General features: G+C 38.8%; 16 protein-coding genes. 6 read left to right on the top strand and 10 right to left on the bottom strand.

The genetic code is table 11. The features are described from left to right. Positions 1–2 precede the first annotated feature (2 nt). From P4S65_RS18340 to P4S65_RS18365, 6 genes are read right to left on the bottom strand one after another with little or no spacing between them, the layout of a single operon-like run. A complete protein-coding gene (locus P4S65_RS18340; protein WP_337120816.1) occupies positions 3–230 on the bottom strand; it encodes a hypothetical protein in 228 nt (75 codons plus the stop codon). 25 nt (positions 231–255) lie between these two features. Continuing rightward, positions 256–987: a polysaccharide lyase gene (locus tag P4S65_RS18345; RefSeq protein ID WP_337120817.1), complete on the bottom strand. Its 732-nt coding sequence runs from the start codon at positions 985–987 to the stop codon at positions 256–258. Continuing rightward, a complete protein-coding gene (locus P4S65_RS18350) occupies positions 969–1,304 on the bottom strand; it encodes a hypothetical protein (RefSeq protein WP_337120818.1) in 336 nt (111 codons plus the stop codon). Before P4S65_RS18350 ends, P4S65_RS18345 begins: the two co-directional genes overlap by 19 nt. Then, positions 1,304–2,254: a sugar kinase gene (locus tag P4S65_RS18355; RefSeq protein ID WP_337120819.1), complete on the bottom strand. Its 951-nt coding sequence runs from the start codon at positions 2,252–2,254 to the stop codon at positions 1,304–1,306. Before P4S65_RS18355 ends, P4S65_RS18350 begins: the two co-directional genes overlap by 1 nt. Further along, positions 2,255–3,742, bottom strand: coding sequence for a UxaA family hydrolase (locus P4S65_RS18360; RefSeq protein ID WP_008134477.1), 1,488 nt, complete (start codon positions 3,740–3,742; stop codon positions 2,255–2,257). Between the two features lies 1 nt (position 3,743). Next, entirely contained in the window at positions 3,744–5,246 is a 1,503-nt protein-coding gene (locus P4S65_RS18365) for a tagaturonate reductase (RefSeq protein WP_337120820.1), read from the bottom strand. A 131-nt stretch (positions 5,247–5,377) separates the two neighbouring features. Here P4S65_RS18365 and P4S65_RS18370 point away from each other — a divergent pair, with 131 nt between their 5' ends. From P4S65_RS18370 to P4S65_RS18395, 6 genes are all read left to right on the top strand, one after another. Then, positions 5,378–6,142 carry an SDR family oxidoreductase gene (locus tag P4S65_RS18370; RefSeq protein ID WP_337120821.1) on the top strand — a complete coding sequence of 255 codons (765 nt, stop codon included), beginning with the start codon at positions 5,378–5,380 and terminating at the stop codon, positions 6,140–6,142. Between the two features lie 21 nt (positions 6,143–6,163). After that, positions 6,164–7,006: a 5-dehydro-4-deoxy-D-glucuronate isomerase gene (gene kduI, locus P4S65_RS18375; protein ID WP_337120822.1), complete on the top strand. Its 843-nt coding sequence runs from the start codon at positions 6,164–6,166 to the stop codon at positions 7,004–7,006. Positions 7,007–7,056: 50 nt separating this feature from the next. After that, positions 7,057–8,034 carry a TRAP transporter substrate-binding protein gene (locus tag P4S65_RS18380; protein WP_149615082.1) on the top strand — a complete coding sequence of 326 codons (978 nt, stop codon included), beginning with the start codon at positions 7,057–7,059 and terminating at the stop codon, positions 8,032–8,034. Positions 8,035–8,040: 6 nt separating this feature from the next. Further along, complete coding sequence (locus tag P4S65_RS18385; RefSeq protein WP_007377230.1) at positions 8,041–8,532, top strand: TRAP transporter small permease; 492 nt, start codon at positions 8,041–8,043, stop codon at positions 8,530–8,532. After that, a complete protein-coding gene (locus P4S65_RS18390) occupies positions 8,532–9,833 on the top strand; it encodes a TRAP transporter large permease (RefSeq protein WP_007377231.1) in 1,302 nt (433 codons plus the stop codon). The genes P4S65_RS18385 and P4S65_RS18390 overlap by 1 nt, the downstream gene beginning before the upstream one ends. Positions 9,834–10,096: 263 nt before the next feature. Beyond that, positions 10,097–11,113: a LacI family DNA-binding transcriptional regulator gene (locus P4S65_RS18395; RefSeq protein ID WP_007377232.1), complete on the top strand. Its 1,017-nt coding sequence runs from the start codon at positions 10,097–10,099 to the stop codon at positions 11,111–11,113. 170 nt (positions 11,114–11,283) lie between these two features. Here P4S65_RS18395 and P4S65_RS18400 read toward each other — a convergent pair whose 3' ends face one another. From P4S65_RS18400 to P4S65_RS18415, 4 genes are all read right to left on the bottom strand, one after another. Next, on the bottom strand, positions 11,284–12,015 hold the full coding sequence (locus P4S65_RS18400; protein ID WP_337120823.1) for an alpha/beta hydrolase: 732 nt from the start codon (positions 12,013–12,015) through the stop codon (positions 11,284–11,286). 221 nt (positions 12,016–12,236) lie between these two features. After that, positions 12,237–12,977, bottom strand: a complete 741-nt coding sequence (locus P4S65_RS18405) for a hypothetical protein (protein ID WP_337120824.1) — start codon at positions 12,975–12,977, stop codon at positions 12,237–12,239. Further along, complete coding sequence (locus P4S65_RS18410) at positions 12,920–13,921, bottom strand: glycoside hydrolase 43 family protein (RefSeq protein WP_337120825.1); 1,002 nt, start codon at positions 13,919–13,921, stop codon at positions 12,920–12,922. Before P4S65_RS18410 ends, P4S65_RS18405 begins: the two co-directional genes overlap by 58 nt. Before the next feature lie 9 nt (positions 13,922–13,930). Next, positions 13,931–15,124 (bottom strand): glycoside hydrolase family 88/105 protein, encoded by a 1,194-nt coding sequence (locus P4S65_RS18415; RefSeq protein WP_337120826.1) that lies wholly within the window; start codon positions 15,122–15,124, stop codon positions 13,931–13,933. Positions 15,125–15,138: the final 14 nt, after the last annotated feature.

Raw genomic sequence — 15,138 nt, forward strand, 5'->3', positions numbered from 1 at the left:
CTTTAAGGCGTGTCTAAGTGTTCCCTTTGCTGGGTTTTTAGGATTATCTTCCAGTGAGTTAACAATATAGATTTTGCCGTCACGCCCCCTTGCGTGTATTTCCCGTATCCATCGGCATTTTTAAAGGCTAAATTTGAGTCGAGTGCATACCCGTGAGAGGTGAATACGCCCACTAATAAAACAAATACACTTAAACTTAAATATTTAATTTTCTTATTGATTGTATCCAAAGTATGCACCCTAAAATTGTTATGTTTATAAGCTAAAGCTATCAGTAGCAAAAGCAGTTTTATTTATTTGTTGTGCTAAATTATGAAGTACGGCATTTGGATGCCATTTATCACCAAATACCCACTGTTCGACAGTTTGTTGGGCTAAATAAGTGTTAGTGGGCTGAAAATTATTACGTGCCCATGAATAACTATTAATGTTTTGATTATTCGCAAAAAAATACCTAGCGCCAAATTTGTTTGCCTTATTACGGCTTTTATCAGGGTAGGTTTTTTTGAATATTGGTTTGTCAGCCATGTGGCTAGAGAACTGGTTATTAATTAAATAAAACTGTGCATCATAATGATGTCGACCTAACCAAAAACCTTTTACACCATCAAATTCACTGTCATTTACAACGAGCTTTTGATTTACATTGAGTTCGCCATCATGCCAAAGAGTGGCACTTTGCTTTATGTTGAAGAATTTAGAATGCTCAATTAACGCGGTACCACGAGGACACACCATATCGGTTGCGCCAGTAAATGAGCAATATGAATGGTAATATAATCCATCTTTTTTATTCCACAAACTCAGAGTATCGGCCCCGTCGGAACTAATGTTACATTGATGCAAGGTGATGCGGGTGGCCTTTTCAAAACTACGAACCGCAAACTGGTGCTCGTTAGTATTGTGTTCTCGGCCGTAGTGATTATTGATTTGTAAGTTGACGATATTTATATCGCTACCGTCAATATTTACAACCGCCGCCCCCAATCACTGTCGTGATTTTTTCGCCAGTTATTTCTAAGCTCAGGAAAAGTAATTCGCGTATTACTTTGCGACTGACCAACTAAACTTAAGTTATTGCGAGTTATAAATAGCTTTTCGTTATATTCGCCAGCGCTGATTAAAATAATAACGCGTTTAAAGTGAGTACTCGCATCAATAGCTTGTTGAATAGAGCTGAAATATTTAGGGTTATGCTTATCCACATACAAAATAGTACTGGGCTCACTTCCAATGGCTGGTGTTTTTGAGTGGATGTTGCAACTAACCAATAGACAAATAACGAAAAAAGTAAACTTCATCATTAACGACCTATTATTGACGTTTTTATTGAATCAGTATCAATACCTACAATCGCCCCTCGGTGTTGAATAACCTGTCCGGCTAATAAGTTACCAGCTTTGGCACAGTCCTCTATTGAATTACCGTGTAGCCAGTATGCTAGAAACCCCGCGTTAAATGAATCCCCAGCCGCTGTTGTATCAGTAACATTATCGACTTTGTTGGTTTTAAAATAGCGGGGCTCTGAAGTGTTTTTATTACTGTACTGACAACCATCAGCACCTGTTTTTATGAGCACATGCTGAGCGCCGGCTTTGTGCAAACGAAAATGGCAAGCGGTAATATTATTATCGGCCCAAATTTGTACTTCATCATCAAAAGTGAGCAATGATAAATTAGCAAGCGCATACATGACTTTGTTGGTTTTTTTACAGTGTTCATCACTTGCCCAAAGAGCCGGGCGGTGATTACTGTCATATATAATATCGACACCTTGATGAGCAAGCTTTGTTAGAATTTCAAGCAGGGTATTGCAATCTTTAACTGATAAAATAGCGAGTGATATCCCTGATAGATAAATAGCATCAAAATGACTAAGAAGCGCGACAATATGGTTAAAATCAGGATGTGTTACCAAATATTTTGCTGCTGAGTCGCTTCGCCAATATTGAAAAGAGCGCTCTCCTTGAACATCGTTTTGAATCATATACAAACCAACCTGTTTATCAGGTGCGATAAGTACAAAATCAGTATTTAATTGATGTTTTTGCCACTGCTTTATTATCTCGGTGCTCAAAGTGTCGGCACCCATGCAAGTAACATAATTTACATCAACACTTTGACCTGCGAGCTTTTTCAAATAAATAGCGGTATTCATTGTGTCACCGCCATAGTTTTGTTGCATAGAAGAAAATAATTGACCCGATAGCTCAACCATACACTCGCCAATAATTGCTATTTTTTTGATAGACATTTAAAGCGTGACTCCTTTTTTCCAGATAGCGACTTCACGAATATCATTCTTTTCATTACAGGTTTCTTTTCCGTTGACTATCTCAACAAGCAAGTCAACAAACTCACCATGCACTTGCTCCATACTTACATCGTTGATGAGCACACCAGCATCAAAGTCTATCCAGCGTGTTTTTTTCTTGGCTAGCTCTGAATTAGTGGCAATTTTAAGCGTAGGAACAAAGCCGCCATAAGGGGTGCCACGACCAGTGGTAAATAGTACAATGTGGCAACCAGAAGCACCTAAAGCACTTGTTGCAATTGGGTCATTGCCAGGTGCATCTAGTAAGTTTAAACCGGGTACGCTCAAACGTTCACCATAGTGTAAGACGGCTTGTACTTTGCTGCTGCCAGCTTTTTGTGTACACCCTAGTGATTTATCTTCCAATGTGGTTATTCCGCCTTTTTTATTTCCAGGTGACGGATTTTCGTAGATGGGTTGATTATGTGCTTTGTAATAACCTTTAAAGTTGTTAACCATTTCAACTAACTTATGAAAGGTTGCTTCGTCTTTACAACGCGACATTAATAGCGTTTCGGCACCAAACATTTCTGGTACTTCGGTTAACACGGTTGTACCGCCTTGGGCTATTAAATAATCTGAAAACACACCTAGCATAGGGTTAGCTGTTATGCCCGATAGGCCATCACTGCCACCACACTCTAAACCAAATTTAACTTCACTTAATTTTCCAGGTTCGCGTTTGTCGTGCTTTATTCGACTATAAATTTCTTCGAGAAGAGCGACACCATCTTCAATTTCGTCATCAGCTTGTTGTGTGATTAAAAATTTAACGCGGTTTTCATCAAAATCCCCAAGCCCTTCTTTAAACACATTTAATTGGTTGTTTTCACACCCCAAGCCAACAACCAACGCACCGCCTGCATTAGGGTGCAATACCATGTTTTGTAAAAGAATACGGGTTGTTTCTAAATCATCACCGAGCTGTGAGCAGCCAAATTGATGAGGAAAAACATGAATTCCGTCAATGCCAAGATCAGGGTTTCGTTGCATAAACTCTTTTTTCATTTGTGCAATCATACCGTTTACACAGCCAACAGTAGGGATAAGCCAAATCTCGTTGCGTATACCAATTTCGCCATTTTTACGACGATAAATATTAACATCGGGTGATGGAGTTGCTGCTGCTTGGTCAATAAACTCAGGGGTGTATTGATATTCAAGTTCATCGTTTAGGGTGGTTTTAACACAGTGTGTATGAACCCACGTACCTTTTGGTATATTAGCTAAAGCAAAGCCAATTGGAGCTCCATATTTTATAACTTTCTCGTCTTTTTCTATGTCACGCAAAGCTACTTTATGACCTTTGTCTACATCTTGAGTTACTAAAATGTCGATGCCATCAACCGGTAATGTTTCGCCTGCTCCAATATTGCGCATGGCAATTGCTACATCATCGGTTGGGTGTAATTTGATTAATGGTTTCATTTTATTGACCTAATTTACTTTCAATGGTGGCTGCTACACTGGTGTTCAACATACTCTGTAGATAGCCTACGATGCTTTGTTTAAGGCCTGAAATATCATTTAAATTTGTTTCCCAGTGCCAATCACAGGCTAGGAACTTTTCAACCAATTGATCAATACTTAAGCTACCACGGCCATACTCCAGCCAGTTGTCTTTAAAAAACGCTAACCATTGTTCGCTATCACTGAGAGCTATAGACTCATCATTACGTACACCACGGTAAAATAAAATTTGTCCAGCCATTGCCATCGCAATTAACTCAGGAACCTTTTGGTTTAATTCCACATATTTAAATAGCTGAGGTAGCAGGCGTGTCTTAAATTTAGTCATACTGTTTAGTGAAATAGACAATAGTAGATGGCAAATATAGGGGTTTCTAAAGCGGTTAAGTACATCGCTGGCAAACTTCTTTAGCTCATCTGCGGGTAAATCAAGGGTCGGAATAATCTCATCAGCAATGAGTTGAGTTAAATATCGTTCAAATAATTGAGCACTAAGGGCATCACCAACCGAGTCAATATTTGCCATATATGCCAGCGGCACTAACGCTGTATGTGCTCCATTTAAAATAGCCACTTTGCGTTGTTTGTAAGGTGAAATATCGTCGACAATTTTTATATTTACGTCACTGTCTTTCAAACACAATAACTCAGCGAGATGTTTTGGTCCTTGAATAACAAATAAGTGAAAATACTCGGCAGTGACCATAAAGTTGTCTAAATAACCGAGTGACTCTTGCAGTTGTTGATGTTCGTCTCGTGGAAAGCCTGTCACAATACGGTCAACTAGGCTTGAGCAAAAATGGTTATGTACATTTAACCATTGGGTAAACTCTTCTGGTAATTGCCAGTTTTTTGCGTACTTTAAAACGATTTCTTTGAGCTTTTCGCCATTGTAATCAATAAGTTCGCACGGAATAATGACCATGCCACTTTCTGCTGAGCCAGCAAAGTGATTAAATCGATGAAATAACCATTGTGTTAGCTTTGCTGGGAATGCTTTTGCAGGTTTATCCTCTAGCTTGTCTGAATCAATGTACTCTATGCCTGCTTCAGTTGTATTTGAAAAAATGATTTTCAAATCAGAATTTGTAGCAAGCTCTAAAAAACGCTCAAGGTTTTTATAAATAGGGATCTCTTCATTAACGCAACCAATAATACGCTCTTCACTTACGGTTTCACCTTGCTCATTTAAGCCACGAATAATAGTGGTGTACAAACCATCTTGTGTATTTAGCAGCGGTAATGTGTCGTAATCAATTGGGCGAATAATTGCAATGCCTGCACTTAGATCACTCGTTTGGTTTAATTTATCTATTTGCCAATCGACAAAAGCGCGTAAAAAGTTACCTTCACCAAATTGCATTATTTTTGTTGGGTATTTGTTTTTATTAAAGTTTTTTCTATTCAATGTTTGCATAATATAACCCATTTTGAGTATCGATTGGCCTGTTGTTGATTTCATACTACTTATAAATGCCACCGGTGGCAAATTAAATTTGACAAACTGCCACCGGTAGCGAAGAATGGCTTTTAACAACTCAAATTATTTTATTTACATTATATAAATATAGAGATTAACGATAGGAATTAGCAATGAGCATGCATTTATTCGATTTAAAGGGAAAAACGGCCTTAGTAACTGGGGCCAGCCGTGGATTAGGGCAGCAAATAGCCTTGGGTTTAGCTCAAGCAGGTGCAAATATTATATGTAGCAGTAGCAAAGAGAATGGTTGCAAAAACACGTGCCAGATGATTAACAATGAATCAGGGCAAGTGATTGAATTATCTGCTGATTTAAGCCGCGAAGATGCTGTAATTTCGCTTGCGGAGCGTGCATTAGAGTATGCTGGGACTGTTGATATTTTAATTAATGTAGGTGGCACTATTTTTCGAAGTCCAGCCGTAGATTATCCGTACGAGCAGTGGCAAAACGTAATGAAAGTAAATGTTGATGCTAGTTTTTTACTTGCTCAGGCACTTGCACCTGCAATGATTAAAAAAGGGCAAGGGAAAATTATCAATATTGCGTCAATGCTTTCATATAGTGGTGGCATGACAGTACCTGCTTACACAGCAAGTAAACATGCTATTGCAGGCGTTACTAAAGCATTAGCGAATGAATGGGCGCAATATAATATTCAAACAAATGCAATTGCTCCCGGTTACTTTAAAACCGATAACACACAAGCTTTACAAGATGATCCTACTCGAAACAGTGAGATCGAAAAACGTATACCAGCAGGGCGTTGGGGTGACGCTGAGGATTTAATTGGAACCGCCATCTTTTTATCATCAGCTGCTAGCGATTATGTTAATGGACATATTTTAGCTGTTGATGGCGGCTGGTTAGCACGATAACTTTATTTTAGGTAGCAAACTATGAGTACAGAAATTGAGTCACGTTACGCCGTTGGTCCAAATGAAGTGAAAGGCTACGATACACAGCAGCTCAGAGATGAGTTTTTGGTTGATAAGCTTATGCAAGTAGACAAAATTTATTGGCTGTACACGCATTACGAACGTTTTATGGTAGGTAGTGCGGTTCCAACAGTAGGAGCTTTAACGCTAGAGACAGTAGATAACCTCAAAGCAGCTCATTTTTTGAATGGACGTGAATTGGGCATTATCAATGTAGGCGGCCGAGGTACGGTAACTGCAGACAATGAGACGTTTGAACTTAACTACAAAGATGCTTTGTATATAGGTAAAGAATCAAAAAATGTGACGTTTAAAAGCTGTGATAACACAAATCCAGCTAAGTTTTATTTAAATTCGGCGCCAGCACACCATAAATACCCAAATAAACGAGTTACCCGTAATGATGCAAACGTCTTGCATTTAGGCGCTTTAGAAACGTCTAACGAGCGTGATATAAACCAAATGCTGATTAATACAGTTGTAAAAACTTGCCAATTACAAATGGGTTTGACTGAGCTAAAGCCTGGTAGTGTATGGAATACAATGCCTGCTCATCAACATGAGCGACGTAATGAAGTGTATTTTTATTTTGAAATACCAGAGCAACAAGCTGTGTGCCATTTTATGGGAGAACCCACAGAAACGCGCCATTTATGGATACATAATGAACAGGCCGTTGTTTCACCTGCGTGGTCTATTCATTCTGGATCGGGTACTCAAAACTACAGTTTTATCTGGGGGATGGCTGGCGAAAATCTAGATTATGATGATATGGATAAATATCAGCCGCATGAACTGAGGTAATGTAGTTCGTACAATCGCTTATTCACACACTGATAAGAAGAAATATAATAATGCATAAGAATCTTCTCAATGTCGTTTTTTTGGTTTTATCGATCGGGCTACTCACCAGTTGTAGCGATGATAAAAAAACCATACGTTTAACATTAGCGCATACACTTGATACTCGTCATGTGGTTCACAAGGCGATGGAATTTATGGCAACGCGGCTAGATTACTATTCAAAGGGGAGTATGGAGATAGTAATTTACCCAGGTGGCCAACTTGGTTCTGAGCGAGAATTAATTGAACTATTGCAAATAGGCAGCCTTGCTATAACCAAAGTATCAGCCAGTCCTCTTGAAGGGTTTGTACCTGAAATGAAAGTATTTGGTATCCCTTACTTATTCAGAGATAGTGAACATTTTTGGCGAGTACTTAATAGCGAAACAGGCCAAAATTTACTCGATAAGGTTGCAACTGCAAAACTTAAAGGGCTGGGTTATTACGATGCGGGTAGCCGTAGTTTTTATACAACGAATAAACCAATCAACACACCTGATGACTTAGTGGGTGAAAAAATAAGAGTACTGAATAGTCCAACTGCGGTTGCCACTGTTCAAGCCCTTGGTGGTGCAGCTGCGCCTATTGCATGGGGTGAACTCTATGCAGCTTTGCAACAAGGTGTTGTTGATGGTGCAGAGAATAACCCACCTAGTTATTACTTATCTCGCCATTATGAAATAGCAAAATATTATTCATTAGATGAGCACACATTTGTACCTGATGTAATTATTGCCAGCCAAAGTGTGTGGAATTCGTTAAATACTCAGCAGCAGCAATGGCTAAGCCAAGCAATGGCTGATTCAGTAAAGTACCAGCGTTCGTTATGGCAAACCGCTTCTGATGACGCCCTTGCAAAAGTAATTGAAGCGGGTGTTGAAGTAACCTATCCAGATAAAAAAGCATTTCGCGATCAAGTCGTTGAGTTTCATGCGTCTTTTGACAACACTCCTGTTGCAAAAGTAATAACAAAAATTAAAGCAATGTAGTGAGAGATGATGCGTAAATTTAACACACTTTTAAATCACCTAATTGAGCGTATTTTGATTATGGCTATGGTTGCCATTGTTGCGGTGGTTTGCTGGCAGGTTTTTTCGAGATTTATAATGCGTTCGCCAAGTTCATATACCGAAGAATTAGCGCGCTTTTTGCTTATTTGGATTGGCGTATTAGGTGCAGCCTACGCTTATCGAACACGTGCACATTTAGGGCTTGATCTGTTTTATGAAAAAATGAAACCGAGACTAAAGCACAAATGCGCTATTTTTATAGAATTAATAGCGCTAATAACAGCCAGCAGTCTATTAATTTATGGGGGCGCTTTATTGATGCTATTAAGCTTTGATTTGAAGCAAACATCAGCAGCTTTAGGCATTAATATGGGATTTGTTTATTTAGTGTTGCCATTAAGCGGGGTACTTATTGCGATTAATTGCTTAGATAATTTACTTCAATTAGCCGCTACTAGACAGAAGGAGGAGGTGTAATGGATTTTACAGCAATAATTCTCGTCGTTACTTTTTTTGCATTACTACTTATTAATGTCCCTATTTCAATATGCATTGGTTTAGCTACTTTACTCGCCTTATTAATGCATATGGATTTTACGCCGGCGGCGACGACTATCGCCCAACAGCTAGCTGGTGGATTAGATAGTTTTGCTTTACTTGCTATTCCATTTTTTATTCTCTCTGGGCTTATCATGGGCCAAGGAGGGATCGCCAAGCGGTTAATCGAATGTGCGATGGCATTAATAGGGTTTTTACCTGGTGGCTTAGCGTTGGTAAATGTTTTGTCGTGTATGCTATTTGGTGCAATATCAGGTTCTGCTGTAGCTGCAACCTCAGCGATTGGTAGTTTTATGGTACCAGAGATGAAAAAACATGGTTACAGTGAAAACTTTGCGGCTGCTGTCACCGCGACGGCATCCACGACGGGCATGCTAATTCCACCCAGTAATATTTTAATTATTTATGCAATCGCCAGTGGTGGTGTTTCAATTGCGGCATTATTTATAGCAGGCTACCTTCCGGGTATATTAGTTGGACTTGCATTAATGACTGTTTGTGCGGTGTATTCTATTAAAAATAAATACCCTGTAACAGCACGCCTACCGTTGAAAATTGTTATTGAAAAAGTGTTGGCTGCCTTTCCTAGTTTACTGCTTATTTTTATTGTAATAGGCGGTATTATTGGAGGGGTATTTACTGCAACTGAAGCGGGGGCAATCGCGGTAATTTATGCGTTAATATTATCTGTTATTGTTTATAAGGAAATTAGTTTAGCCGCGTTACCTGGAATATTACTAAAAGCATGTGAAACAACCGCGATTGTAATGCTCATCATTGGTGCTTCTTCTGCAATGTCTTGGCTGCTATCGTTTACCCATATTCCGCAAATTGTCAGTGATTTCTTTTTAACACTCAGTGATAACCCAATTATTATATTATTACTCATAAACTTGATTTTAATTCTAGTGGGAGCATTTATCGATATGACTCCTGCGGTGCTTATTTTTACGCCAATATTTTTGCCTGTGGCTGAACAGTTTGGTATGTCGCCTATACAATTTGGTATTATGATTGTATTAAATTTATCCATAGGGTTGGTGTCGCCACCAGTAGGAAGTGTACTTTTTGTAAGTTGTGCAGTGGCTAAAACGTCTCTTCATAAAATTATTAAGCCAATGATCCCATTATATATCGTTATGTTTTTAGTTTTAATGCTGGTTACATACGTACCTGCTGTGAGTGAGTTTTTACCTCGCTTATTTGGTCTTATTGAGTAACATAATCTGAACTTGGGATAATAAACTTGTCTTAAGCCGTAATTTTCACGCTAACAGCGCTGAATCTACTACAATAGGCTATACAAAAAGCGGTTGGTCGAATTTATTTTGCGTAAAAGCCAACCGCTGTTATAACTATTGTCTTACAAAATAATTTATTTTTGGGTTCATTTTTGCCTTGAAAGACTAATCACTGCAATGGTTTCTTTACAGACATCAAGTAGCTGGTAAAATTGAAGATTACCCTTGTTCAGGAACTTATAATGTCAGTAACGATCAATGATGTAGCACGGCTTTCAGGTGTTTCAAAACGTACTGTTTCTCGCGTAATTAACTGCTCACCAGCAGTAGGTGAGGCAACGCGTGAGCGGGTACTGGAAATAATTAAAGAAACAGGCTTTTCACCAGATAAGCAGGCTCGTGGACTCGCATCTAGTCGTTCTTATTTATTAGGGCTAATTTATGATAACCCTGATGCGCTTTATATTGACCAAGTACAACGCGGTGCTTTAAGTGTGTGCGCCGAACTGGGTTATGAGCTAGTTGTTCACCCCGGGTCGTCAAAGCATGAGGACTTTATTGATGATTGCTTACGTTTTATTTCACGCTCAAAATTAGATGGCGTGATTATCCTACCACCAGTATCTGAAAATAAAGCACTTGCGGCGGCTCTTCGTGAAGCACAATGTCCTTATGTACGCCTTGCCTCTGTTGATTTAGATGATGCAGACAATATAGTTGTCTCGGATGAGCGTGCAGCCATGCGTGATATGGCAAGCCATTTAGTTGAACTTGGTCATACCGATATTGGTTTTATTTCTGGGCCGCAACATTTTCGTTCATCTACTGAGCGTTTAGCCGGTTTTTTGGCTGAGTTACAGGTTTACAATGTGCAACTACCAGACAGTCGTATTGTGGAAGGGAAAAATAATTACGAAAGTGGCTTAATGTGCGCACAAACACTGTTAGACACGCCTAATAGACCAACAGCTATTGTAGCTAATAATGATGAAATGGCCGCAGCGGCATTACGCGTTGCAAGTAACTTAAATATCAAAGTACCCGATGAGCTTTCAGTTGCAGGATTTGATGATAATATTTTAGCGTCGCGCATTATTCCTTCGTTAACGACGATTCGTCGACCTGTTTATAATATGGCATGTTTAGCAGTACAAAAGTTAATAAATAAGTCGCGTGCAACAAAAGAAAAGTTACCACTTCAAAAAACGGTTACGCCCACTTTAGTTAAGCGAGAGTCGACAGGGCAATGTAGCGAATAATACCAAACGGCATAAATACTTGAACAATTTAATGAATTAAATCACTCTATAACGTTGTTAAAAATTTTTTATTTAGAACAATTAGATATAAAATTTTTTACCTAGTTATAGTGCAATTTTCTTATCGTTAAATAGACCCCATATATAAGCCGGTTGGTATAAAATACCCGTTATAGCTGTTTTTTTAAAAATAACGTCATTGCTTTTATTGTGTCTGTTTGCCACGGTTGAAATAGCCAAAAACAATGAGGAGCATCTTTAAATTGATAAACTTCAGTGGTTATGCCCAGAAAATTTAACTTTTGAATGGCTTTTTCTCTGCCTGCATAAAAACGCTTAGCACTACTATTGATAAATAAGGTCGCGGGTGAGCTTGCGTTAATATAGTTAATTGGTGACGCATTATGCCAACGTTGGGGGTTATCCTCATATCGCCAACCGAGCCAAGCACTCGCAGATGTTATTTTTTTACTTGGGTCATTTTCATAGCGTAGGGCTATAGGTGTTGTAAAATCGCTCAATCCATCAATATTTATTAATACGTTAGCTTTTATAAGTGGGTTATTAGTTTCTTTTAATTGCCCTTGACTGTAGGCCAGTAAGGCCGCCATTTGCCCTCCTGCAGAGCTGCCAATTAGCGCTAGTTTTGATGTATCTATATTATATTGTGCTTTATGAGTTGTAAGCCAATTCAGCGCAGTGGCTAAATCATTAATTGCAGCAGGATATTGCGCCTCTGTTGATAATCTATATGCAGGCACTGCAACCACAAACCCTTGTGCTGCAATAGAAAATGCTAATGTTTTTAATAGTTCAGGTGTTCCTGATTGCCAGCCCCCACCATGAATCATGACAACAAGTGGTAAGGAAGCGGTTGAATTTTTGGGGCGATAAATAGACATTGCTAATACATGGTCGGTAACTTTTTTATAAACAACATCCTGATAGGACAAGATTTCGCGGGGTATTGTTTGTGAGGGTAACTGTATTTGTGGGTAATCCTTTATTAATTTTTTATACCTATTTTGCAACGTGTACTCTTTTCCATATGCGGATGATATTATAAAAAAGCTACCTAGAATGAGTATAATACAATAAATTAATCTGTTGCTATTACGCATTTTTAATTTTGCTCTATTGGTGTGAAACGAAAATAATCAACATCTATAAATTGCGTTGCGTTTGGCTTAGATGCAACATGAAATAAACCCACTTTTGCTCCTACCCAGCGTCCTTTTGTAGCACTAAAATGTTCACCAATAATTCGAAAAGGATCTGTGCTATTAGTGCGATAACTAAAAATAGCATCGCCAGTGGGTTGCATTGTCATACGTAACTCAACATTATTACCAGAGAAAGGTTGAGGTTCTTTTAAGTGTTCATTACAGCCTTTACGTGCATTTATACATTGTGCGTAAACCAGTTGATTAGTTTGCGTTTCTTTATCATAAGTAATACCGATCCATGCATAGTTCTCACCAAATAAAACAAGTCCTGCTTGGCCTTTTAATGGCAATGTAGGTAACGTAAGTTTAGTGGTTAGAGTAAAGGTATTTGTGGGTAATTTTTGTAGTAATAGAGAAGGTGTTAACCACAAGCTGTCATTGCTTTCGGCTATTTTTTTCTGCTGATATAAGCGCAAAACACCAAGCTTTTTAGTTAGCGAATACCAACGTACATCAGAATTTGCATTCCATTGCCATTGTAGAGCCAGTTGTTCAGCGGTAAAATCATCACTCGCTTTAAGTGATTTAATCGTCACTGTATCGCTATGCACTGGTTTTTTATAGCGTAAAACAGGCTCACCTATTTCATCACCGTCTTCGTCTTTGCCGATGATAGGCCAATCATTTTTCCACTGCATTGGTTGTAAATGTACGATACGGCCATACGCTTTTTTGACTGAAAGTGGATAAACCAATCTTCATCAAAGTCAGTATGTATCCAAGCACCCTGATGCGGGCCATTAATAATAGAATTACCTTGATTCATAACTATTTTAGCTTGGTAAGGACCGGCGATATTTTTACTACGAAACACCGATTGCCAACCTAAATCAACGCCACCTGCTGGGGCAAATATATAATAATAGCCATTACGCTTATAAAATTTGGGTCCTTCAATCGTCCTATATCCAGGGAAATTTTTGCCATCAATGATATGAGTAAATAGGCTGCTTACCGATGATGCATCGCTTGTCATTTCCCTCAAACTTAAAACATTATTAAAGCCTGCTCTACTCTTTGCCCAAGCATGTAATAAGTAACTTTTACCGTTATCATCCCACAGAGGTGTTGGATCGATGAGTCCTTTTCCTGATAAAATTAAGCGCGGTTTGCTCCATTTTTTTGCTGGATTGGCTGTCGTGGTAACATAAATACCAAAATCAGGATCTGGGTAAAATATCCAAAACAAGTTATTGTGATAACGTATATTTGGTGCCCAAACACCATTACCATGTTGCACTTTTTGGTAATGCGTTACGGGGATCTGTTCTGTTAGTGCGTAATTAATTAAAGACCAATTAACTAAATCGGTTGAATGAAGTATTGGCAATCCTGGGGCTGAATTAAAGCTAGACGCGGTCATGTAGTAGTGGCCATTGACAGCAACAACATCAGGATCGGAATAATCGGCGTGTAATATAGGATTTGTATAATCGTCGGTATTTAAACTAACGCGGTTAATACCAGTATTATCTGTTACATAGGCCGCGTCTGGTGGGGCAATTGATTTGGCTGAAAATGAAAAAGTAACGAGGTAATATACAAAAAATTTTAACAGTATTATTATATTTATTGGTCGCATTATTAGGCCTTAACGCATCAAAGCAAGGCTAGCTAAAATAAATGGCCCTACGCCTTTAGGATCATTGGCTCGAATATCCTCACTTATATAATACCCAAAGCTACCATCGCGATAGGGTGTACCACCAAGGCCTGCTACGGCACATGTCTGAGTAAAAGAAATACGTTGGTTCGTTGCATCGACTAAAATAAATTGTTTAATTAAACCGTTGTAGCTTCGCTGTGCATGTAACAAGTAGTCCGCAGGAAGGTAGCCGTTCATAACACCTTGAGCCATAGCATAAGTTAACATAGCGCTGCCTGATGATTCTAGGTAGTTGCCTTTAATACTTGTTTTATCAGTTACTTGAAACCAGGTGCCAGAACTATCTTGGTAAATAAGAGCGGCATCAATTAGCGCCTTAAAGCGTGTGTTTAGCCACATTTTTTTATTGTAATTGTTCGGGAGTTGGTCAAGTACGTCGACCATTGCCATGGCATACCAACCAATAGAACGAGACCAATGATTAGGCGATTGTCCTGTTTTAGGATTTGCCCATGCCTGTTGTTTAGATTCATCCCACCCATGTACAGGTAGTTTAGTATCACTGCGATAAAGGTATTTTTCTATTAATTCAAACTGTTTGATTACATCGTCGAATTGAGTTTCGCTGCCATAGCGGCGTATATATTGTGCATAAAAGGGCGCACCCATATAAAGCCCATCGAGCCACATTTGGGAGGTATAACGCTTTTTATGCCAAAACCCACCTTCTTTAGTACGAGGATGATGTTCTAGCTGCTTGTAAAGAGTATCGATTGCTAAGCGATATTTATTGTTTTTAGTCTCATCATACATAAAAAACAATAATTTACCGGCGTTGAGCATATCAATATTATATTTACTCTGTTGATAGCTTTTAATGGTGCCATCTTCATTAATTAAGCTATCAACATACTCACGTATATAATCAAAGTAGCGTTTGTCTTTTGTATTTTGATAAAGCCGAGAGAATGCGAGTAGCTCAAGGCCGTGTGTGTAATCCCAACGTGGCGCTTTGCGCCAATCGAGGGTATACGCCTGTGGGTTTCGCTGCATCTCTGATTCAGCCATTCTGATAGACCATAAATTTTCATTTGGTAATGGCTCGGCTTTCAAAGTAAAAACACAACAAAAAATACAGATAAGCACTGAAAATACAGCTGAACTAAATGGTAAATGCATAGTAACGCAACCTT

Source organism: Pseudoalteromonas sp. B131b (assembly GCF_037162545.1).
GTDB lineage: Bacteria > Pseudomonadota > Gammaproteobacteria > Enterobacterales > Alteromonadaceae > Pseudoalteromonas > Pseudoalteromonas fuliginea.